Source organism: Nitrospirillum pindoramense, assembly GCF_007827955.1.
Classification (GTDB): domain Bacteria; phylum Pseudomonadota; class Alphaproteobacteria; order Azospirillales; family Azospirillaceae; genus Nitrospirillum; species Nitrospirillum amazonense_B.
Map to the genome: position 1 here is coordinate 176,298 of NZ_VITR01000013.1, position 21,643 is coordinate 197,940.

Genomic DNA, 21,643 nt, shown 5'->3' on the forward strand with positions numbered 1-21,643 from the left:
CTTACGGGGCGCGGCCGTGGCAATGCTTGTACTTCAGGCCGCTGCCACAGGGGCAGGGGGAATTCCGGGGGGTGTTCATCCAGGTGTCCTGGTCCTGGCCGCCCGCCTGGGTTGACTGCGGCATGTTCACCGCGCCATAGGCCAGGCCGGCGCTGGCGCGCGCCATGCCGGGGGGCAGGGGCTCGTCCGCCGGGATGCCCTGGCCGGGGGCGGCCAGCGCCGGATCGATGCGGGTCTCCTGCATCTCCTGCGGCGGGAAGTCGTTCGGGTCCAGCGCCGGCTGGGCCACCTGCAGCTGGACGCGCATCAGCACCTGGGTCACCTGCTCGCGCAGGCTGTCCAGCAGCTCCTCGAACAGGTTGAACGCCTCGCGCTTGTATTCGTTCAGCGGGTCGCGCTGGCCGTAGGCGCGCAGGTTGATGCCCTGGCGCAGATGGTCCAGCGACAGCAGGTGATCCTTCCACGACTGGTCCAGCAACTGCAGCAGCAGGCTGCGCTCGATGGAGCGCATGATTTCCGGCCCGTAGCTGGCCTCCTTGGCGGCATAGGCTTCCTCGGCCGCCTTCATCAGGCGCTGCTCGATCTCGACCTCGCCGATGCCTTCCTCCTTGGCCCAGTCCTGCACCGGCAGGTCCAGCGCCAGGATGCGCGCCACATCCTCCTGCAGCTGGTTCATGTCCCACTGCTCGGCATAGGAATTGGCGGGGATCGCCTTGGCCACCAGGGTGTTGATGGTGTCCTGGCGCATGTCCTCGACGGTTTCCTTGATGTCGTCGACGGCCATGATTTCACGGCGCTGCTCATAAACGACCTTGCGCTGGTCGTTCATGACGTTGTCGTACTTCAGCAGGTTCTTGCGGATTTCGAAGTTGTGCGCTTCCACCCGGCTCTGGGCCTTTTCCAGGGCGCGGTTGATCCAGCTGTGGATGATGGCCTCACCCTCCTGCAGGCCCAGGCGCTGCAGCATGGTGTCCATGCGCTGCGACCCGAAGATGCGCATGAGGTCATCTTCCAGCGACAGGAAGAACTTCGAGGCGCCGGGGTCACCCTGGCGGCCCGAACGGCCGCGCAGCTGGTTGTCGATGCGCCGGCTTTCGTGCCGCTCCGTGCCCACGACGTACAGGCCGCCGGCGGCCAGCGCCACCTCCTTGGCGGCCGCCACCTCCTGCTCGATCTGCTGGATGCGCCGTTCGCGCTCGGCGGGATCGGTCACCTCGCCCAGCTCGTACTCGATGCGCATCTCGACGTTGCCGCCCAGTTTGATGTCGGTGCCGCGGCCGGCCATGTTCGTTGCGATGGTGACGCCACCCGGCCGGCCGGCCTGGGAAACGATGTAGGCTTCCTGCTCATGGTAGCGGGCGTTCAGCACGTTGTGCGGGATGCCCTGCTTCTTCAGCAGGTCGGACAGCAGTTCCGACTTCTCGATGGAGATGGTGCCGACCAGGATGGGCTGCTGCCGCTCCTGGCACTCCTTCACCAGCTTGACGATGGCGTCATACTTCTCGCGCGCGGTGCGATAGACCTCGTCATCATAGTCGATGCGCTGGACGGGCAGGTTGGTCGGCATGTCGACCACGTCCAGGTTATAGATCTCCGCGAACTCCGCCGCCTCGGTCATGGCGGTGCCGGTCATGCCGGCCAGCTTGGGGTACAGGCGGAAATAGTTCTGGAAGGTGATGGACGCCAGCGTCTGGTTCTCGCGCTGGATGGTCACGTGCTCCTTGGCCTCCAGCGCCTGATGCAGGCCCTCGGAATAGCGGCGGCCGTCCATCATGCGGCCCGTGAACTCGTCGATGATGACGACCTTGTCGTCCTTGACGATGTAATCCACGTCGCGGGTGAACAGCTTGTGGGCGCGCAGGGCCTGGTTCACATGGTGGACCAGGGTGATGTTGTGGATGTCGTACAGGTCGCCCTGCTTCAGCAGGTCCATCTCCGTCAGGATCTGGGCGACCTTCTCCGTGCCCTCCTCCGTCAGGTTGACGGACTTGGCCTTCTCATCCTTTTCATAATCGGTGTCGGCCAGGCGCAGGATCACCGTGTCCACGGCGGCGTACAGTTCAGAGCCGTCGGTGGACGGGCCGGAGATGATCAGCGGGGTACGCGCCTCGTCGATCAGCACGCTGTCCACCTCGTCCACCACGGCGAAGTTGAAGGGCCGCTGGACCATGTCGTCCAGGCGGAACTTCATGTTGTCGCGCAGGTAGTCGAAGCCGAACTCGTTGTTGGTGCCGTAGGTGATGTCGGCGGCGTAGGCACGGCGGCGCTCGTCATCGTCCAGGCCGTGGACGATGCAGTCGGTGGTCAGGCCCAGGAAACCGTAGATGCGGCTCATCCAGCCGCTGTCGCGCTTGGCCAGGTAGTCGTTCACGGTGACGACATGCACGCCCTTGCCTTCCAGGGCGTTCAGGTACACCGCCAGGGTCGCCACCAGGGTCTTGCCTTCGCCGGTACGCATCTCGGCGATGCGGCCGCGGTGCAGGACCATGCCGCCCATCAGCTGCACGTCGAAATGGCGCTGGCCGATGGCGCGCTTGGCCGCCTCGCGCACGGTGGCGAAGGCGTCGGGCAGGATGTCGTCCAGCGTCTCGCCCTTGGCCAGCCGGTCGCGCAGCCAGTCGGTGCGCATGCGCAGCTCGTCGTCGGACAGCGATACCAGCTTCGGCTCCAGCGCGTTGATGGCGTCGACGTCCTTCCGCAAGCTTTTGACAACGCGCTCGTTGGCGCTGCCGAACAGTTTGCGGGCGATGGAACCGAACATGAAAACCTCGAAGGAAGCGAATAGGGGACGAGAACCGTCCGGGTCATCCGGCCCGGCCCTCCGGGTACTCTGGCGACGGGCGGGGCGGCAGCCCCTCGCGCGCGCTTTCTGAGATAAGGTGGCAGGCCCCGGCGGTCAATGAAGCCCCGCCGTTTCCGGTATCGCGATACCAGACCCGCCTGCCGCGACAGATCCCCCACACGCGCGGGTGGGGACCATAGCATGATCCGCCTGCTTTCCAACCGCTTTGATGGGGCTCGCGCCGGTGCCCTCGCGCGCGGTATCGGGAAACCGTCGACGGGGGCGCCGGGTGCGGCATCAGGACACGTGCAAGGTGGGGTTGGGGCGCTGTCCCACCTTGCGATGGGGGGCGGCCCCGTGTTTTATGGCGCGACAGCCGAAGAAGGGCCCGGCAGTGCTACGGCGTGGCCGTCCCTGGTCCCTGCCGTCGCGCCGTTTTTTGATGCAGCCCCAGTCCTCGAGGAATTCAGCTCCATGTATGTGAAGATGTTGCGTGCCGCGCTGCTGACCGCGGCTTTCGGGTCCCTGGCCGGCACCGCCCTGGCCGCTGACACCCCGGCCAAGGCTGCCGCCCCCGCCGCCGCTCCGGCCGCCGGCGCCCCGGCCCAGGCCGTGGACGATCCCGTCGTGGCCCGCGTCAACGGCAAGGAAATCCATCGGTCGGAAGTGCTGAACGAATACAGCCAGCTGCCCGCCCAGACCCAGCAGCAGATTCACCTGAACGAGGCTTACCCCCGCGTTCTGGAGAACCTGGTGACCGCCCGCCTGCTGGCGGACGCCGGTTACAAGGAGAAGCTGCAGGACAGCAAGGACGTGAAGGCCGAGATGAAGCGCGCGGAAGAGCGCTTTGTGCAGCAGGCCTACATCCGCAAGCAGGTCGACGCCCGCATGAACGAGGCGCTGCTGAAGAAGAAGTACGATGAGATGGTCAAGGCGCTGCCGGCGGAGGACGAGGTCCGCGCCCGCCACATCCTGGTCAAGACCAAGGAAGAAGCCGAAGCCCTGATCAAGCAGATCCAGGGCGGCGCCGACTTCAACAAGCTGGCTTCCGAGCAGCAGATCGACAAGAACTCCGCCGCTTCGGCCGGTGACCTGGGCTACTTCACGAAGGGCGACATGGTCGCGCCGTTCGCCGAGGCCGCCTTCGCCATGAAGCCGGGCGAGGTCAGCAAGACCCCCGTGAAGACCGACTTCGGCTGGCACGTGATCAAGGTTGAGGACCGCCGCAAGCGCCAGGCCCCGCCGTTCGAGCAGGTGAAGGGCCAGGTTGCCCAGGCCGAGGCCCAGGATCTGGCCGCCCAGGTCGTGGAAGACCTGCGCAAGGGTGCCAAGGTCGAGGCTTTCGACATCACCGGCAAGCAGCCCATCTCCCTGACCCCGCCGCCGGCCGCCGCTAAGCCGGCCGCCCCCGCCAAGCAGTAAGGCGGGCAGGTTTCCATGGGCGGGGTTCCCTCCGCCCATGGTATTGGGCCCATGCTATGGTCCCAGGGTGTGATAGCGATAGGGGCGCAAGCATTGCCAGCGGCGGTCTTGCGCCCCTTTTGCTGTCCGCGTCCCGCTTAAGCATTACAGGTCCGTTTTCGATTTTATTCGTCACGGATTTCGGCCTATTTTCTGCGCCGTTTGCCCGGGCTTCCTCCGGGCGGCCCCTTGTCCGAACCGTTCGCCTTCAACGGAGCGATCCCCATGGCCTCCAAGGTCTCCCCCCTGGCACCCGACGCTTTCCCCACCCTGTCCCCCGTGGCCGGCGTCCGCCTGGCGGCGTACAACTGCGGCATCCGCTACAAGGGCCGGGATGACCTGATGGTGGCCGAGCTGGCCCCCGGCACCACCGTTGCCGGTGTGCTGACCCGCTCGCTGACCGCCAGCGCGCCCGTGCATTGGTGCCGCCGTGGCCTGACGGGCGGCAGCGCCCGCGCCCTGGTGGTGAACTCCGGCAATTCCAACGCCTTCACCGGCGCCGCCGGCGAGTCGCTGGTGTCCGAGACGGTGGCCACCGCCGCCCAGCTGGTGGGCTGCAAGCCGGAAGAGGTCTTCGTCGCCTCCACCGGCGTCATCGGCCAGCCCCTGCCGGCCGACATGATCGCACAGCACCTGGGCGCCGCCTGGGCCAAGCTGGACGCCGGCAGCTGGGACGCTGCCGCCCGCGCCATCATGACCACCGATACCTTCCCCAAGGGGGCCGTGGCCACCTGCGTCATCGACGGCAAGACCGTGACCCTGAACGGCTTCGCCAAGGGCAGCGGCATGATCGCCCCCGACATGGCGACCATGCTGGGCTTCCTGTTCACCGACGCGGCCATCGCCGCCCCGGTGCTGCAGAAGCTGCTGTCGCGCTCGACTGACCGCAGCTTCAACTGCGTGACGGTGGACGGCGACACCTCCACCAGCGACACGGTGATCCTGGTCGCCACGGGCCAGGCCGGCAACGCCCCCATCACCGATGTCAACGACGCCCGCCTGCGCCCCTTCGCCAAGGCGCTGGACGCCGTCTGCCTGGACCTGGCCCAGCAGATCGTGCGCGACGGCGAGGGCGCCACCAAGTTCGTGACCCTGACCGTGACTGGCGCCACCAGCAACCAGGCGGCCAAGCGCATCGCGCTGACCGTCGCCAATTCGCCGCTGGTGAAGACCGCCGTGGCCGGTGAGGACGCCAACTGGGGCCGCATCGTCGCCGCCGTGGGCCGCGCCGGGGAAAAGGCCGACCGGGACAAGCTGGTCATCAGCATCGGCGGCGTGCAGATCTGCGCCAACGGGATGGAGGTCCCGGGCTATGACGAGGCGCCGGTGGCTGCCCACATGAAGGGGCAGGAGATCGACGTCCAGGTCGATTTGGGCCTGGGCCGGGGCAAGGCCACGGTTTGGACCTGCGACCTCACCCACGGCTACATCGACATCAATGGGAGTTACCGGAGTTAAGTGTTCCCTCAGGCGGCGGGCGCGGGCATCCGCCCGCTTGCCTTGTCCTCGATTTTCAGTCCACTGCGTTCCCCGAAAATCTCCGGCGGACGCGGTCGCGTCCTACGGCGGCATGAGAAGATCTCATGCCGCTGATTTATTTGGAGGAAGTGCTGTGGCGGATGAGATGACCCCGTGCTGGGACGGCCGGGCGGAGCCTACGGAGCCGGTCCGCACCGTCCTGGTCGCCGCCGTGGCGCTGGTCGATGCCGACGGGCGGGTGCTGCTGGCGCAGCGGCCCCCGGGCAAATCCCTGGCCGGGCTGTGGGAGTTTCCCGGCGGCAAGGTCGATCCCGGCGAAACGCCGGAGGTGGCCCTGGTGCGGGAACTGCGGGAAGAACTGGGCATCGACACCCGCACCAGCTGCCTGGCGCCCTTCACCTTCGCCAGCCACCGCTATGAAACCTTCCACCTGCTGATGCCGCTGTACGTCTGCCGCGTCTGGCAGGGCACGCCCACCCCCCTGGAGGGGCAGGTGCTGGCCTGGGCCCGTCCGGAGCGCATGGGCGACTACCCCATGCCGCCCGCGGACGTGCCCCTGGTGGCCATGCTGCGCGACCTGCTGTAGGCGCCGGACGCTCAGGCGGCGCGGATGCGGTGCAGGAACTGCTCCACCTCGTGGCGCAGCACCTCGCTTTGGCTGTTCAGCGCCTCGGACGATTCCAGCACCCGGCCGGCGGCATCGCCGGTCTGATGCGCCACGTCGCTCACCTGGCTGATGTTCTCGCTCACCCGCTGGGTACCGCTGGCGGCCGCCTGGACGTTGCGCGTGATCTCGCCGGTGGTGGCGCTCTGCTCCTCGATGGCGGCGGCGATGGCGGCCGAGATTTCGTTGATGGCGCCGATGGTGCTGCTGATGTCGCTCATGGCGGTCACCGTGCTGTGGGTGGCCTCCTGAACGGCGGCGATCTGGCGGGCGATGTCCTCCGTCGCCTTGGCTGTCTGGGTCGCCAGGGCCTTGACCTCGCCCGCCACGACGGCGAAGCCCTTGCCCGCCTCGCCGGCGCGCGCCGCCTCGATGGTCGCGTTCAGCGCCAGCAGGTTGGTCTGGCTGGCGATGTCTTGGATCATGGCGACGACCTCGCCAATGCGCTGCACCGCGTCCGACAGGCCGGCGATGGTGGCGCCCGTCTGCGCCGCCTGGGACACCGCGTCCGCCGTCACCCCGGCCGACCGGTTCACCTGGCGGCTGATCTCCTGGATGGAGGCGACCATTTCCTCGGTGGCGGCGGCGACCGTCTGCACATTGGCCGAGGTGTGGCCCGCAGCGGACGCGGTGGCGGCCGCCTGGCCGTTGGTTTCCTCCACCAGGCTGACCATTTCATGGGCCGTCACGCCCAGGCCCTGCGCCGCGGACGAGACGGTTCCGAGCGCGGCCGACGCCACCCGGTCGAAGTCGCGCAGCAGGGTTTCGATCAGGGCGGCGCGGCGCGCCTTTTCCGCCTGCTCCCGGCCCTGGGCCGCCGCGGCCTCGTCGGCGGCGATCAGGTTGCGGCGGAAGCCGTCGATGGCCCGCGCCATCTCGCCGATCTCATCGCGCTTGGCCTGGTACGGAATGTCCAGCGCCCGCTGCCCGGTCGCCATGCGGCCGGTGGCATCCACCAGGGCCAGCAGCGGCGTGCTGATCTGGCGGCCGGCGATCCACTGGCTGGCCAGAACCGTCAGCGCGATGCCGGCCAGCGCGACGCCGGCGATCAGCGCCAGGCTGAAGCTATAGGTGGCCTGCAGCGCGTCGTTGGTGTCGGACACCTCCTTGGCCGTCGCCGCGGTCAGCTTTTCGATGGCGGCGTTCAATTGCTGGCGCGTCTTGCGGTTGGCGTCGTTATCGCCGTACTCCCGCGCCTGCTCGGGTCCCGCCTCGCGGCCCAGTCGAATGGTCTCTTTGCGTACCCCCTGGAACACGGCCAATTGGGCATCCGCGTCATCCAGTTCCGCGCGCCGCGCGGCGGGCAGGGCTTGGCGCCATTCCGCCGCCAGTTGCGCCAGGCGGTCCAGGTTGGCCTGCATGGGCTTGGCGAACTTGTCCACGTCCTGCTGGGTGCGCGCCATGTAGACCCCGCGGGAATCCATGACGATGGCCAGGATGGTGGCGTTGATCTTTTCCGCCACCAGGGCGCGGGACGAGGCGTTGTCCATGGCCGCCAGCCGGTCGCGGAAATGGCTCAGCGACCAGGCGCCGATCGCCCCGACCGCGAGACTGACGCCGATCAGCATCGCCACCAGGATGAGTATTTTCTGACGGATGCCCAGGCGATCCATGACGTCTCTCTCCACATTGACCAAGGTTCGTGGTCGCCGTCGCGGAGGCCGATCGCTCAGGTATGCGGGAGGTCCGCGACGCCCTGCCAGGGTCGCGCCCTTTAGTTAATGCGTGGTTAGCAGCCTTGGTTCAAAAGGAGGGGGTGGGCCCGCCGGCGTCAGTTCCCGCCGCGCAGCGGGTTGATCTCTTCCGTGCCCAGCGCGTCGGCCAGCCGCAGTTTCGCGCTGCCCCGGCGCAGGGGCTTCTGCTGGCTTTCATCCGGGGCCCAGCCGGCCAAGTATAGCACCTGGAAGCTGGCCTCGATGCCACCGTCGCCATCGGGATAAAGCTCCTGATAGCGTTCCGCCGCCTGGGTGAACAGGCCGCTGGGGCTCATGGCCTTGCGGCTGGCCAGCACGGCGTTGGTTTCGCCCATGCCCCGCAGATCCTGGATCAGGCGGAAGGCGTGCGGATAGCTGACGGTCAGCATGTCGCTGTCCACCACCGGTAGGGCGAAGCCGGCGCGTTGCAGCAGGCCGCCGGCGTCGCGCACCTCCGCCATGGGGCTGATGCGGGGCGACAGGCCGCCCATCAGGCCCATCTCCGCCTCCATCAGGCTGCGGCGCAACTCGAACAGGGTTTCGCCGCCCAGGATGGCGCCTAGGAACAGGCCGTCAGGTTTCAGCGCCCGGCGAATCTGGATCAGGGCGCCCGGCAGGTCGTTCACCCAGTGCAGGCTGAGCGCGCTGACCACCAGGTCGAAGCTGCCCTCGGCGAAGGGCAGGAATTCCTCATCCGCCGCCACCGTGGGCAGGCCGGGCATGCGCTGGGCCGCCTCGGCCGCGAAGCGGGGGGACAGGTCGGTCGCCACCACCTGGGCGATGCTGGGCACGGCCGCCAAGGCCTGCGCCACCTCGCCGCCGTGACAGCCCAGGTCCAGGGCGATGCGGAAGTCGCGCTTGATGTCGGCCAGCCTGTCCACCAGCCGGCCGACCACCTCGGTCTTCAGGAAATCGAAGCCGGACCAGCCCGCGGCGGCCCGGTCGCGGTGGGCCCGCACGCGGCGGCGGTTGAAGACGGTCATGCTGTCGGCGTCGCTCATGGGGCCGGTATAGGCCCTTCGCGCGTGGGAGCAACAGGAATTTACGGGGTACGCGCGCCTTTGCGCTATCATGGCGCGTGCTTCTCCGGGGATATGCGCGCATGGGCGATTGGGGGCGGGGGATGGGGGCCAGGGTGCGCGGTGCCGGGGTGCGGCTGCTCGACCTGGTGCTGCCGCCGCGCTGTCTGGGCTGTGGTGAGGCGGTGGCCGCCGCCGGCACCTTGTGCGGCACCTGCTGGCGGGGCATCGGCTTCATCACCGCCCCCCAGTGCATGGCCTGCGGGCGGCCCTTTCCCCATGACATGGGGGCCGACGCCCTGTGCGCCGTCTGCGTCGCCGCCCCGCTGCCCTTCGGCCGCCTGCGGGCCGCCGTGCTGTACGACGACGCCAGCCGTCCCCTGATCCTGGGCTTCAAGCACGGCGACAGGACGGAGACAGCGCCCCTGCTGGCCGGATGGATGGCCCGGGCGGGCGCCGACATGCTGGCCGATGCCGATCTGATCGCGCCGGTGCCGCTGCACCGCTGGCGCCTGTTCGCCCGGCGCTACAACCAGGCGGCCCTGCTGGCGCTGCGTCTGGGGCGGCTCAGCGGCGTGCGGGCGGTGCCCGACCTGCTGACGCGCCGCCGCCGCACGCCCAGCCAGGGCAGCCTGTCGCGGGAGGGACGGGCCCGCAACGTCGCCGGCGCCTTCGCGCTCCGCCCCGGCCGCACGGTCCAGGGCTTGCGGGTGGTGCTGGTGGATGACGTCTACACCACCGGCGCCACGGCGGCGGAATGCGCCCGGGTCCTTACGCGGGCCGGTGCCGCGCGGGTGGATGTGTTGGCTCTGGCACGGGTGCTGAAGGGGGAGGTTATTTAGAAACACTCTAAAATCAGAGCTGGGTTGCGCACCCACCCTTGGCGCTTCGTTGCCATTGCGCCAATATCCTGGTGATGACGTTCCCCGCAGGAGTTTTGGGCCCATGCCCCGCGTTGAGATCTACACCAGCCCCTATTGCCCCTACTGCCACCGCGCCAAGCGGTTGCTGGATGCCAAGGGCGTGCAGTATGAGGAGATCGACGTCATCGCCAACCCGTCGCGCAAGCCGGAGATGATCCAGCGCGCCGATGGCCGCACCACCGTGCCGCAGATTTTCGTGGATGGCGAAGGGCTGGGCGGTTGCGATGACATCCATGCCCTGGACCGCGCCGGCGCGTTGAACGCCAAGCTGGGCCTCGGTTCCGCCGCCGGCGCCGCCTGAGCATGGCGCCCGGCCCCGTCACCGGCACCCTGCGCGCGGCGGTCCTGCAAATGACCGCCGGGCCGGAGATCGCGGCCAACATGGACGCGGCGGCCCGGCTGCTGCGCCAGGCCCGGGACCAGGGCGCGCAGTTCGCCACCCTGCCGGAGAATGTGGCCCGCATGGTCCAGGGGCGGGAGCGCGTGCTGGCCGGCGCTTATCAGGAAGAGGCGCACCCGGCGCTGGCCCGTTTCCGCGACCTGGCGGCCGAAACCGGGCTGTGGCTCATGACCGGCACCCTGGCTTGCCTGACCGACGACGGCCGGGCGGCCAACCGCTGCTTCGTCATCGACCCGGCCGGTCAGGTGCTGGCCCGCTATGACAAGCTGCACATGTTCGATGTGGAGCTGGCGAATGGCGAGCGCTACCGCGAAAGCGCCACCTTCCGTCCCGGCGACAGCGCCCGCGTGGTCGACACCCCCTGGGGCGGCCTGGGCCTGACCGTCTGCTACGACGTGCGTTTCCCCCAGCTGTTCCGCGCCCTGGCCAAGGCCGGCGCGCGCATCATCACCGTGCCGTCCGCCTTCACCGTGCCCACCGGCCGCGCCCATTGGCATGTGCTGTTGCGCGCCCGCGCCATCGAGACCGGCTGCTGGATCCTGGCGCCGGCCCAGGTGGGCATCCACGACGGCGGCCGCGCGACCTATGGCCACGCCCTGATCGTCAGCCCCTGGGGCGAGGTCGTGGCCGACGCCGGCGGCGAGGCGCCGGGCGTGCTGGTGGCCGATCTGGACCTGTCCAAGGTGGATGAGGCGCGCGGCATGGTGCCCAGCCTGCTGCACGACCGGGCGTTCGAGGGGCCGTGAGGGGCGTCAGGGCTTACCGATGAGGGCCGAGGCCTTCCGGCGAACCTCCGATAACTCCGCGTCGTCGATCCTGCCTTTGAACTCAGCCTGTCGGGCTTGCCAATCCAGGCTTTTCACCTGATCGGCCAAGACAGCCTGCTTCTTGTCTGGGCCGATCCGCACTTCGAAGGGATAACCCTTGATCTGTGTCGTCATCGGACAGCACAGCATTAAGCCGGCGCGTCGATTGTAGGCTGCCGGGCTTAAGACCACGGCTGGCCGGTGTCCGGCCTGCTCATACCCCGCCTGCGGGTTGAATTGCAGCCACACGATATCCCCGGCGTCCGGGATATAGCCCATTACGGGATTTCCTTGCCGACCGATGGTCCGTAGTCGACTTCGACATGGCGATTTTCCGGGGTTATGCCGGCAATCAAATCCGCCAGGTCGTAGTCGTCCTTGCGCACCGGCTCGATCACGATGCGGTTGCCCTCTTCCCGAATATCGACTGTGGCGTCGACCTCCAGCCCAACGGCCTCCATGATCGCCACGGGAATGCGGACCGAGGCGCTGTTTCCCCATTTCCGTACGGTCACGCGCATGCTCAGGCCCCCTCCGTGATGTCGAGACAATGTAGATACGTTAGCGTGGGTAGGGGCGTTGTCAACGTCACTGGACCTTGGGGGCAGCGGCGCGGCCCAAAAAAAGGGCGGCACCCTCGCGGATGCCGCCCTTCGTTTTGCTACCGGAACAACCTTATTCGGCGACCTTCAGCACGCCGCGGCGGATCTGGTCGCGCTCCATGCTGACGAACAGGGCGCGGAAGTTGCCTTCGCCGAAGCCCTCGTCGCCCTTGCGCTGGATGATCTCGAAGAAGATCGGGCCGATGGCCGTCTCGGTGAAGATCTGCAGCAGATAGCGGTTGTCCTTGCCGTCCAGCAGGATGCCGCGCTTCTTCAGTTCCTCCACCGGCTGGCCATGGCCGGGCAGGCGCTCTTCCAGCATCTCGTAGTAGGTGTCGGGCGGCGGCGTCATGAACTTCACGCCGGCGGCCTTCAGCTTGTCCCAGGTGTCGATGATGTCATCGGTCAGCAGGGCGATGTGCTGGATGCCCTCACCCTTGTAAGCCTCGATGAACTCCTGGATCTGGTCCAGCTTGTCGGCGCCCTGCTCGGACTTCGACTCGTTGATCGGGATGCGGATTTTGCCGCAGGGCGCGGTCAGCGCGCGGCTGGTCAGGCCGGTGTACTCACCCGTGATGTCGAAGTAGCGGATCTGGCGGAAGCCGAAGATCTTGCCATAGAACTCCGAGATCGGGTCCATGCGGCCCTTGCGGACGTTATGGGTCAGGTGGTCGATCAGCTTCAGGCCGGCGCCCACGGGGTTCTGATCGGCGCCCTCGATGGGCAGGAAGTCGATGTCGTAGATGCTGGGGCTGTTGTAGCGGTCCACCAGGTACAGCAGGCTGCCGCCGATGCCCTCGATGGCCGGGATGTTCAGCTCCATGGGGCCGACGGTGCCCTTCACTTCCTTCGCGCCCTGCGCCACGGCGTGCTTCAGGGCCTCCCCGGCGTCCTTCACGCGGAAGGCCATGGCGCAGGCGCTGGGGCCGTGCTCACGGGCGAAGCGCTGGGCCAGGCTGTCCGGCTCGGCGTTCACGATGAAGTTGATGTCGCCCTGGCGGTACAGCACCACGTTCTTGGAGCGGTGGCGGGCGACCTTGGTGAAGCCCATGGCCTCGAACAGGCGGCCCAGGGCCTCGGTGTCCTCCGCCGTGTATTCCACGAACTCGAAGCCATCGGTGCCCAGCGGGTTCTCCCACAGGTCGCCGCCGGCGACGGCTTCGGCGACGGGGCTGGAGGAGGGGGTGGACGTGGTCGGGGTGGGTGCCGTCGGGGTGGACATGGCGGGTCGCTCTCCCTGTTAGAAGCAACAATCCCCTCGATGATACGCTCCGTGGCTGGGCATTTCCTTGCGAAGTCTGCCGCGTTTGGCCAAGATTGGGCAATGTTGTGCTCAAGAAACTCTTAAGGCGGCATCACTATGGGTAAATCGACACTGGACGCGGCAGATCTGCGCATCCTGGACACGCTGCAGCGCAACGGGCGCCTGTCCAACGTCGATCTGGCGGAGGCGGTGGGGCTGTCGCCCTCGCCCTGCCTGCGCCGGGTGAAGGATCTGGAGGACCAGGGCTATATCCAGGGCTACGCCGCGATCCTGAACCGCCGCTTACTGGGCCTGGGCGTCGTCGCCTTCGTCGAGGTCAAGATCGACCAGAACGCGGAGGGGGACGCCGTGTTCCGTCGCCTGGTCAGCCAAATCCCCGAAGTGGTGTCCTGCTTTGTCATGACTGGCACCATGGACTATCTGGTGCAGGTGGTGGTCAGCAACCTGGAGGCCTTCGCCGAGGTGTCGATGAAAAAGCTGCTGCAGATCCCCGGGGTGAAGGACGTGCGCTCCAGCTTCGTGCTGGACGTGGTCAAGCATTCCACCGCCGTGCCCCTGCCGTCGGCGGCGGAACTGGCACGGGACTGAAAGTTCTTCAGGCACATCGTTGCCAAACGAACTTACAGAACGGCATGAAGTTGTTTTAGACCCGTGGCCCTTGGGCATGATCGCAAGAAAATGGTGCTGATCCAGCGATAAAATGGTTCCCACAAGCGCAGCAGGGAGAGGGAACCATGAGCAGCACCCCGGTCAAGGCCACGGGCCCGGTCGACACCACCGGCAAGTCCGATACCCCCCTGCGCGGCGATTACACCGCCATAGCGGCCGACTACACGATCCCCCAGGGCTGGGACGCCATCACGGCGGAGGAGCATGCCCGCTGGCGCACGCTGTATGACCGGCAGTCGGCCTTGCTGCCCCGCTACGCGGCGCCCGAGTTCATGGCCTGCCTGGCCCGGCTGGACGCCCGCGACGGCGTTCCCCACTTTGACCGCGCCAGCGACGTGCTGCGCCGGGCGACCGGTTGGACCCTGGTGGCGGTGCCGGGTCTGCTGCCCAACGATATCTTTTTCAACCACCTGGCGGAAAAGCGCTTTCCGGTGACGAACTGGATCCGGCGGGCGGATGAGATGGACTATCTGGTGGAACCGGACGTGTTCCACGACTTCTTCGGCCATGTGCCCCTGCTGATGCATCCGGTCTTCGCGGATTACCTCCAGGCCTACGGCAAGAAGGGGGCTGAGGCCGAGGCCCATGGCGGGCTGGAGCGGCTGGCGCGGCTGTACTGGTACATGGTGGAATTCGGCCTGATCAACACGCCGGCGGGCCTGCGCGCCTATGGCGCCGGCATGCTGTCCTCGCGGGGGGAGACGCAGTATTGCATCGAAAGCCCGCAGCCCAACCGCATCGGCTTCGACCTGGAACGGGTTATGCGCACCCGCTACCGCATCGATGACTATCAGGAAACCTACTTCGTGCTGGATAGCTTCGAGCAGTTGTTCCAGGCCACGGCGCGGGACTTCGCGCCGCTGTACGCCAAGCTGGCCGGCCTGCCGGACTTGCCCGCCGACGAAGTGCAGCCGGGTGACAAGGTGTTCACCGCGGGCCGTCAGGCGGCGTAGAGGGCTTCCTTAAGGGCTGGGCCTCAGGGTCTGGCCGATCATGGCGTAGGCGTCGTCGCTGGCCAGGAAGATGTAGGCCGGGGTGATGCCGGCCCAGTCTTCCTCCTGGTCGCCCGCGTCCGGCGGCAGATGGCCGGGGCAGACGCAATTGGCGGTGATGTCGTGCTCGCCGAACTCATGCACCAGGCTGCGGGTGAACCCCAGCAGGGCGGAGGCGGCGGCGCCATAGGCGGTCATGCCCCGTGCTCCCTCCATGGCGGTGCTGTCCACGGTGGTGACGATGCGGCCGTATCCCCGGGCCCGCATCAGGGGCAGCAGGTGGCGCACCATCAGAAAGGTGCCCCCCATGTTTGCGGCCATGGTCGCCTCGAACAGCTCCAGGGTCATGCCGTCGAACGGCTGCTTCAGGCGATAGCCGGCGTTGTTGATCAGGATGTCGACATGGTCGAAGGCGGCGATGGCTGCTTCCGCCACCGTATAGGCGCCTGCGGGTTGGGTGATGTCGGAATGAACGACGACGCCGGTGCGGCCCAGGGCCTGGACCTGCCGGGCGGTTTCGGTCGCCGCCGCCTGCTCCTCCGGCAGCAGGTGATGCAGCACGACATTGGCGCCTTCCCGCGCGATGGCCACGGCGATCGCCCGCCCCAGGCCGCTGGCAGCCCCCGTCACCACCGCCGTGCGGCCCGCCAAGCGTCCCGATCCATGCCTCGGCCCCTGCATCATCGCTCCCACTCTGGAAAACAGGCTCAAGGTCCCGGCGTTTAGAGCCGGCGCATCAGGTCCGCCGGCGTGGACAGGATCAGGTCCCGGGGGGACAGCTTCTCCAGGAAGGCGGCGAAGCCGCCGCCCGTGTCCGCCTGGTCACCCGACGCGTGCTGCCCGGCCTCGTGATAGGCGTCGAACAGATCCTCATACAGGCGCAAGTCCTTCAATATTGCAATCTTTTGCTGCAGCGAGGCTTGGCTGACCAGTGCCAGGTGCAGCAGCACCAGGCCGTCGGGCGTCCAGTTGGGCTCCCGCATCAGGGGCAGCAGCGCCAGGGTCTGGGCGCCGCTGGCCCCACCCGACAGCATGCCTCGGCCCAGGCGCAGGGCGCGACGCTTGCCGCCGGTGGCCGGCGCCGGCTGGTCATGGCGCGACGCGGCGCCCTTGGCCCGGCCGCTGCGCTCAACCGCCATCAGCAAGGGGGTGCCGTCGGCGCCCTCACTCCCAGGGCCGCCGGCCGGGTGATAGCGCACGCCGCCCTCCACACCGATGACCAGGGTGGACAGCGCGATCAGCAGCTGGCGCTCCGGCTCCGCCAGGTCGGCGGGGCTGGCGCCCAGGTCGGCCAGGGCGGACAACAGCAGGGGGCTGATCTCACGGCCGGGGCGGGAGATGCCCACGGTCACCGTCTTGGCCTGGTGGCGGATGGTGTCGATGGGGCGCGACGTCTCCTCGAACACCAGGCGCAGCAGATCCTGGCCCCGGGTGATGACGGCCGTGCGCTCCGGCTTGCCGCCGGGCGTGTCCAGCATGGGCAGCGCCGAGGTCAGCTTGGCCAGGCGGGCGGCATAGCTGGCGGGCAGGGCCGCGTCCAGTTGGCCCTCGGCGATGCGGTCGATGATGGCGGCAAGGCTGGTCGCCACCGGCGTCACCGGCCGGTCCGCCTCGGTCAGCGCCAGGTCCAGCGCCGCCGACACCTCACGGAAGGGGCGCGACTCCGCGTCGATGGCCAGGGCGGCATGGAAGCCCCACAGGTGCCCCGCCACCGTGGCCATGATGAAATCCAGGCCGGCGCCGGCCGAGGGCAGATGCACCACCGCCTCGGCATAGGGGGCGAAGCAGGTCTCGCCCTTGGCGGCGAAAACGATGGGCTTGCCGTTGTGCGCCTTGAAGATGGCCACTTCCTTGGCCGTGTCCTGGGCCAGCAGGGGGGCCAGGTCGTTGGCCACCACCAGGGTCAGGGGCTCGGTCGACAGGTCGATGTGCTTCTTGTCCTCGGTATAATCGACCGGGATGGACTTGTAGCAAAGCTCCGACAGCTTGATGCGGATCTCTTCGGCCGCCACCTTGTTGGCACCGTTGCCCACCACCGCCCAATAACGGTTGCGCGGGGCGTAGGCCTGGGCGCAGGCGGCGATGGCGCCCTCGTCGTCCAGCACCTCCTGGATGCGCTGGGGCAGGGCCTCCAGCGCCACCATCTCGTCATGGATCTGTTGGGCCGGCAGGGTGCCCAGGGCATCGGCCAGGCACAGGGCGGTCAGCTTGCCGGCCGCGACCTGGCTGTAGAACGCCTTGGTGGAGGCGACGGCCATCTCGATGTCGCGGCCGTCGCTGGTGAACAGGTGGCTGTCCGACTTGCGCACCAGGGGGCTGTTGCGGCGGTTGACGATGGCGTGGATCCAGGCGCCGGCGGCGCGGGCCAGATCCACCGTGCGGTTGGTGTCGGTGGTGGTGCCGCTCTGGCTGATGGCGATGACCAGGGCGTCGTCCAGGTTCTTGCCATCCAGGTTGGTCGACAGTTCCGACGCCTTGGCGCTGGTCACCGTCACCGGCGCCTTGTCCAGCGCCAGACGGATCAGGTGCTCGATGCCCATGGCGGCGATGGCGGCCGTGCCCTGGCCGGTTACCAGGATGCGGCGGATGGGGGGCTTGGACGGGTCGGCTAGGCGGGCGCGCAGGCCCGCCCACGGGCCGGTGCCGCCGCCCTGCGCGCCCAGGTCGAAGCTGACGCGCCGGTCCTGGCGGCGATAGCGGCCGGCTAGGGTCTTGCGCACGCTGGACGGGGCCTCATGCACCTCCTTCTCGAAGAAGTGGTCGTGGCGGCCGCGGAAGATGTCGCGGGAGAAGATCTCGATGGCGTCGGCCTTCAGGCTGGCCGGGGCGCCGTCGTCCACCGTCCGGGCCGACACCGCAGGTTCACCCGCCGCCACCGACAGGACGACGGCCAGGCCGCCGCGCTCCACCTGGGCCAGGGAGATGGAGCGGCGGGCGCGGGGCGCCAGGCCGTAATTCTCCGATGCGACGATCAGGCCGTCATTGACCTCGGCCACGAACAGGCTTTGCCCACTGCCCTTCTGGCCCAGCTGCAGGCGCTCCGGATCGGTCGGGTGCTGCAGGATGATGGCCATGGACCCGTCCAGCCGCCGGATGGTGGCCAGGAAGCGGTCGGCATTGCCGCCCCCGTTGCCCGTGGCGCCTTCCAGTCGGAACAGCACGGGAATGACCTTGGTGTCGGTCGTGGTGTCGGTGGGCAGGGCGTGGCCGGTGCCCTCGATCGCGCTTTCCGTCAGCGCCCGGTAATTGTCGATATCGCCGTTCAGGGCCACCATGGCGTCGGCATCGGCGCTGAGCGCCGTGGCCGCCTTGCCGGCGCCCGTCTCGTTCAACAGGCGGGCGTTCAGGGGGTGGCAGTTGGGCAGGCTGATGGCCCCGTGCGAGGCCCAGCGGGTGTGGGCGATGGCGCTGAAACCATCGGCGTGGCGGGCCACCGCCCACAGCACGGCGTCGGCGCGCATGCGGGCGCGCAGGAAGGCGCCGTTGTCGCCCAGGCGGCCAATCAGGGTGGCGACCTTATAGGTGAAGCGCACGGTGGTGCGGCCGTCGGGCAGGGCATGCAGCGCCAGGCCCTCATGCCGGTCACCCACGGCCAGCCGCTCGGCGGCACCGGCCCGCAGCTCCAGCGGCAGGTCGTCCAGGGTGTAGCGATGGTCGATGGTGATCTGCAGGGCGATGCCGGCGCTGTCGCGGCCCCGCACTTCCAGCCGGTCCAGGTTCTCCAGCACCTGCTCCGCGGCCCAGGCCACGGCGTGCTGCGGCCGGGCGGCGGCGGCCCCCTCCGGCAGCAGGGCCAGGGTACGGCCGATGTTGCCCAGCACCTCGGTCCGCAGCTGCCAGGAATAGTCGCGCAGGCGTTCCGCCACCCGCTCCACCGCGACGTCGCGGGCGGTCTCGCCCGAGCGCAGCGCCGATTCCAGCGCGTCGACGCGGTCGGCCAAGGCGGTCAGCAGGGCGGCGGCGGCGGGATCGGCCACGGCCGCCATATGGGTGGGAAACGCCATGAGGTCGGTGAAGCGCGTCGCCAGCCCATCCAGCGCGGTGTCGATGGTGTCAGGCGCGTTCGCCTCGGCCAAGTCGTCGGCCACGGCCCTCAGCCATGATAGGTCCGCGGTGCGGATCCAGTTGCGATTACCCAGGAAGCCGGCGATGCCGCACATCATACACCTCACTCAAGCAAGACCGCAGTCATAGTCCAGGCCGGGGCCGGCGTGGAAGGCGGAAAACGTGACGTTGCACAGTGGGAGGGCCCGCGCGCCGATGGAATGGCCTTCGGACACCTACAGGGCTATGGTGCCCGGCCGTGATCGACAGACAACCCGAGAGCCTTTCCCATGATCGTGACCCTCTGGCACAACCCCAAATGCTCCACCTCGCGCCGGGTGCTGGCCGACCTGCAGGCCGCCGGGCACGAGGTCCAGGTGGTTGAATATCTGAAGACCCCGCCCGACCGCGCCGCCCTGGCCGCCATGCTGGCCACCCTGAAGGCCCGGCCGGCCGACATCCTGCGCCGCCGGGGCAACGACGACCTGCTGGCGGCCGAACCCGCCGGCGGATTCGACGACGCGGCGCTGCTGGACCTGATGGCGCAGCACCCCATCCTGATCGAGCGACCCATCGCGCGCAGCCCCAAGGGCGCCGTGCTGTGCCGCCCGGCCGAGCGGCTGGCTGAAATCCTCTGATTTCCCCGATGTGCCAGTGAATTGGGGCGGAAGCGGGGCGGCTTGGGCGGGCCCGCCTTAACGCGGGGCGGCCGCCAGCGGCACGGTGAAGCTGACCGTGGTGCCGACGCCGGGCTGGCTGTCGATGGCCAGGACCCCGCCGTGGCGGGCCACCAGGTCGCGCACCAGGGTCAAGCCCAGGCCGGTTCCCACCTCGCCCAAGGTGCCGGGGCGGCTGTCCTGGGCCTCGCGCCGGTACAGCTGATCCAGCTGGTCCGGGTCCATGCCGATACCGCGGTCGGTCACGGCGATTTCCAGCCGGTCGCCCGCCGCGCGCGATGTCACCTGCACGCCCTGGTTGGGATGGCTGAACTTGATGGCGTTGGCCAGCAGGTTGCGCAGGATGGCCAGGACCATGGTGCGGTCCGCCAGGATATGGCGGTCGCCCGAAGCGTCCAGGATGCGGATGCCCTTCGCTTCCGCCGTGGGGCCCAGGTCGTGGGTGGCCGCGGCCACCACCTCGCCCAAGGCCATGACCGAGGGGGTGAAGGGCGTGCCCGACATCTGTACCCGCGACCAGTTCAACAGATTGTCCAGCAACGTGTGGGCGGCCACCGCGCTCTGATGTACCGACGCGGCGAAGTCGGCCACGTCGGCCGGCGACATGCGGGTGCCGTGGTCGGCCAGTTCCCTGGTCATCCCCAGCAGCACGTTGAACGGGCCGCGCAGGTCGTGGGAGATGAGAGAGAAGAAGCGGGTCTTTTCCCGGTTCAGGAAATCCAGCTCGTCATGGGCGGCCCGCAACTCCGCCAGCGCCCGCTCCGTGGCCGCGCGCGCCTCGCGTTCCGCGACGGCCGAGCGCTCCTGCGAGCGCACCATGCGCCGCACCACCATGTTGAACAGCAACACCACAGCCAGCAGCACGCCGGAAAATCCAGCCATGGATCCGGCGGTGCGCAGGACCAGCGACCAGGTGAGGGTGGAGCGTGGCGCCAGATGCACCAGGCGCCACGGGGCGTTGGCCAGCGGGCGGGAGGTGACGAGATAGCCCGCCCGCTCCACCGCGCCAGCCGTTCGGCCCATCGTCAGCGCCAGGCCGGCGGCGGTGGGACGCCCCTGCCGAAACAGGCCGGTGGGGGGCGTCGCCGTGGCTGACAGCAGCCCGCCATCCGATCCCAGCAGCAACACCATGCCCCCCGCATCGGCCGATGCGGGGGTGAGCACGCTGGGGTCCAGATCAAAGGCGATCACGCCCAGACGTTGGCTCCCATTGTCGACGGGGACGGCAACGGTCCCCACCGGACGGACTGGCGTGTCGGCGGTGGCGGGCGGGGGTGTCGTCTCGGTCCAGGTGACATGGCCGTCCGGGTTCGCCGCCGAGGTCAACAGGCGATAGGGGCCGTGGTCCAGCAAGGTGGCCATGAGCGTCGGGGCGCTGTCGGCGGGGTGCCAGGGGGCCACCGCCACCAGGCCGGAAGCACCGATGAAATACCCGCGCGCCACGCCGGGCTGTGTGCGAACGTCCAGCGCCAGCTGCTGGGCCAGTGCCACGGAGATGGCAAGGTCCACCCGCCAGCGGCCACCTTCAGGCCGCGACAGCCCTTCGTGCTGAGCCAGCGCCCGATTGGGCAGGGCCATCAGGGCGGCGGCCACGGGGCCGTCCAGCGGGTTGGCGCCGTCGGGGCCGACGCGATCCAGAACCGCTACCTCATCCACGCCGGTTCGCCCCACCTGCTCCAGGAAGGTGTTGAGATAGGGCGTGTCGTCCATGGGGGGCTGCGGCGTCCGCCGCACCCACTCCCGCAGGCGGGTCAGTCGGCCGGCGATGGCGGACAACGTGCCATCCAGGGCGATGGCCTGGGTCTCGAGATCCTGGCGGATCTCGGCGCGGCGCGAATTCAGCCCCCGGGTGAATTCGGCGTGGACGAACACCAGGGACAGCGCGATGCCGGCGGCCAGCGAGATGTTGATCAGGCGGCCCGGCCCGATGGATTTCATCCAATCCGCCAATCGCCTCATGATCCCCCGTCCCGATATGCCGTGCCCAAGGGCCCCCGCCTTGCTTATTCCACCAAATCTTTCCGCCGGCGCCGGTCTGTCCCGGCATGGTCGTGAGCGGACTGGTTTCGTCGCGACGCTTATCATGGGCGCGTGGGCCTGGCAATTGATGGCCGGGCAGCTTTTTCGCAACGGTTTACGTCCCGCTTGTCCGTTGAATGGCCGACCG

18 protein-coding genes are annotated in these 21,643 nt (G+C 68.5%); 9 read left to right on the top strand and 9 right to left on the bottom strand.

The window, feature by feature from the left end; all coding sequences use genetic code 11:
• Nucleotide 1: 1 nt before the first annotated feature.
• Nucleotides 2-2,761 (bottom strand): preprotein translocase subunit SecA, encoded by a 2,760-nt coding sequence (gene secA, locus FBZ90_RS20915; protein WP_145734915.1) that lies wholly within the window; start codon nucleotides 2,759-2,761, stop codon nucleotides 2-4.
• A 495-nt stretch (nucleotides 2,762-3,256) separates the two neighbouring features.
• Here secA and FBZ90_RS20920 point away from each other — a divergent pair, with 495 nt between their 5' ends.
• From FBZ90_RS20920 to FBZ90_RS20930, 3 genes are all read left to right on the top strand, one after another.
• Complete coding sequence (locus tag FBZ90_RS20920; protein WP_246130603.1) at nucleotides 3,257-4,204, top strand: peptidylprolyl isomerase; 948 nt, start codon at nucleotides 3,257-3,259, stop codon at nucleotides 4,202-4,204.
• Between the two features lie 264 nt (nucleotides 4,205-4,468).
• Nucleotides 4,469-5,701, top strand: coding sequence for a bifunctional glutamate N-acetyltransferase/amino-acid acetyltransferase ArgJ (gene argJ, locus FBZ90_RS20925; protein ID WP_145734916.1), 1,233 nt, complete (start codon nucleotides 4,469-4,471; stop codon nucleotides 5,699-5,701).
• 166 nt (nucleotides 5,702-5,867) lie between these two features.
• Nucleotides 5,868-6,308, top strand: coding sequence for a (deoxy)nucleoside triphosphate pyrophosphohydrolase (locus FBZ90_RS20930; RefSeq protein ID WP_145734917.1), 441 nt, complete (start codon nucleotides 5,868-5,870; stop codon nucleotides 6,306-6,308).
• An 11-nt stretch (nucleotides 6,309-6,319) separates the two neighbouring features.
• On the opposite strand, the gene FBZ90_RS20935 is transcribed toward FBZ90_RS20930, so the two are convergent.
• Both FBZ90_RS20935 and FBZ90_RS20940 read right to left on the bottom strand, forming a co-directional pair.
• On the bottom strand, nucleotides 6,320-7,999 hold the full coding sequence (locus tag FBZ90_RS20935; protein ID WP_145734918.1) for a methyl-accepting chemotaxis protein: 1,680 nt from the start codon (nucleotides 7,997-7,999) through the stop codon (nucleotides 6,320-6,322).
• Nucleotides 8,000-8,157: 158 nt separating this feature from the next.
• Nucleotides 8,158-9,081, bottom strand: coding sequence for a methyltransferase domain-containing protein (locus FBZ90_RS20940; protein WP_145734919.1), 924 nt, complete (start codon nucleotides 9,079-9,081; stop codon nucleotides 8,158-8,160).
• Nucleotides 9,082-9,182: 101 nt separating this feature from the next.
• On the opposite strand from FBZ90_RS20940, the gene FBZ90_RS20945 reads away from it, so the two are divergent.
• The 3 genes from FBZ90_RS20945 to FBZ90_RS20955 all read left to right on the top strand — a co-directional run bounded on the left by FBZ90_RS20945 (nucleotide 9,183) and on the right by FBZ90_RS20955 (nucleotide 11,168).
• A complete protein-coding gene (locus tag FBZ90_RS20945) occupies nucleotides 9,183-9,941 on the top strand; it encodes a ComF family protein (protein ID WP_246130605.1) in 759 nt (252 codons plus the stop codon).
• 103 nt (nucleotides 9,942-10,044) lie between these two features.
• Nucleotides 10,045-10,323 carry a glutaredoxin 3 gene (gene grxC, locus FBZ90_RS20950; protein WP_145734920.1) on the top strand — a complete coding sequence of 93 codons (279 nt, stop codon included), beginning with the start codon at nucleotides 10,045-10,047 and terminating at the stop codon, nucleotides 10,321-10,323.
• Nucleotides 10,324-10,325: 2 nt separating this feature from the next.
• Nucleotides 10,326-11,168: a carbon-nitrogen hydrolase family protein gene (locus tag FBZ90_RS20955; RefSeq protein WP_145734921.1), complete on the top strand. Its 843-nt coding sequence runs from the start codon at nucleotides 10,326-10,328 to the stop codon at nucleotides 11,166-11,168.
• A gap of 6 nt (nucleotides 11,169-11,174) precedes the next feature.
• Here FBZ90_RS20955 and mazF read toward each other — a convergent pair whose 3' ends face one another.
• The 3 genes from mazF to hppD form a co-directional block, all read right to left on the bottom strand.
• Nucleotides 11,175-11,507, bottom strand: a complete 333-nt coding sequence (gene mazF, locus FBZ90_RS20960) for an endoribonuclease MazF (RefSeq protein WP_145734922.1) — start codon at nucleotides 11,505-11,507, stop codon at nucleotides 11,175-11,177.
• On the bottom strand, nucleotides 11,507-11,749 hold the full coding sequence (locus FBZ90_RS20965) for an AbrB/MazE/SpoVT family DNA-binding domain-containing protein (RefSeq protein WP_145619310.1): 243 nt from the start codon (nucleotides 11,747-11,749) through the stop codon (nucleotides 11,507-11,509). The genes mazF and FBZ90_RS20965 overlap by 1 nt, the downstream gene beginning before the upstream one ends.
• Nucleotides 11,750-11,903: 154 nt before the next feature.
• On the bottom strand, nucleotides 11,904-13,052 hold the full coding sequence (hppD, locus tag FBZ90_RS20970; RefSeq protein ID WP_246130607.1) for a 4-hydroxyphenylpyruvate dioxygenase: 1,149 nt from the start codon (nucleotides 13,050-13,052) through the stop codon (nucleotides 11,904-11,906).
• 138 nt (nucleotides 13,053-13,190) lie between these two features.
• Between hppD and FBZ90_RS20975 the strand changes: the two genes are divergently transcribed.
• Nucleotides 13,191-13,682: an Lrp/AsnC family transcriptional regulator gene (locus FBZ90_RS20975; protein ID WP_145734923.1), complete on the top strand. Its 492-nt coding sequence runs from the start codon at nucleotides 13,191-13,193 to the stop codon at nucleotides 13,680-13,682.
• A gap of 146 nt (nucleotides 13,683-13,828) precedes the next feature.
• Nucleotides 13,829-14,716 carry a phenylalanine 4-monooxygenase gene (gene phhA, locus FBZ90_RS20980; RefSeq protein ID WP_145734924.1) on the top strand — a complete coding sequence of 296 codons (888 nt, stop codon included), beginning with the start codon at nucleotides 13,829-13,831 and terminating at the stop codon, nucleotides 14,714-14,716.
• A 9-nt stretch (nucleotides 14,717-14,725) separates the two neighbouring features.
• Here phhA and FBZ90_RS20985 read toward each other — a convergent pair whose 3' ends face one another.
• Together FBZ90_RS20985 and FBZ90_RS20990 are read right to left on the bottom strand one after the other, a co-directional pair.
• Nucleotides 14,726-15,406 carry an SDR family NAD(P)-dependent oxidoreductase gene (locus FBZ90_RS20985; RefSeq protein ID WP_186455963.1) on the bottom strand — a complete coding sequence of 227 codons (681 nt, stop codon included), beginning with the start codon at nucleotides 15,404-15,406 and terminating at the stop codon, nucleotides 14,726-14,728.
• A gap of 71 nt (nucleotides 15,407-15,477) precedes the next feature.
• Nucleotides 15,478-18,843, bottom strand: coding sequence for an SIS domain-containing protein (locus FBZ90_RS20990; protein ID WP_211102225.1), 3,366 nt, complete (start codon nucleotides 18,841-18,843; stop codon nucleotides 15,478-15,480).
• Nucleotides 18,844-19,089: 246 nt separating this feature from the next.
• Here FBZ90_RS20990 and FBZ90_RS20995 point away from each other — a divergent pair, with 246 nt between their 5' ends.
• Nucleotides 19,090-19,437: an ArsC/Spx/MgsR family protein gene (locus FBZ90_RS20995; protein WP_145734926.1), complete on the top strand. Its 348-nt coding sequence runs from the start codon at nucleotides 19,090-19,092 to the stop codon at nucleotides 19,435-19,437.
• Nucleotides 19,438-19,494: 57 nt separating this feature from the next.
• Here the strand turns inward: FBZ90_RS20995 and FBZ90_RS21000 are convergent, their stop codons facing one another.
• Nucleotides 19,495-21,435, bottom strand: coding sequence for an ATP-binding protein (locus FBZ90_RS21000; protein WP_145734927.1), 1,941 nt, complete (start codon nucleotides 21,433-21,435; stop codon nucleotides 19,495-19,497).
• Nucleotides 21,436-21,643 lie beyond the last annotated feature (208 nt).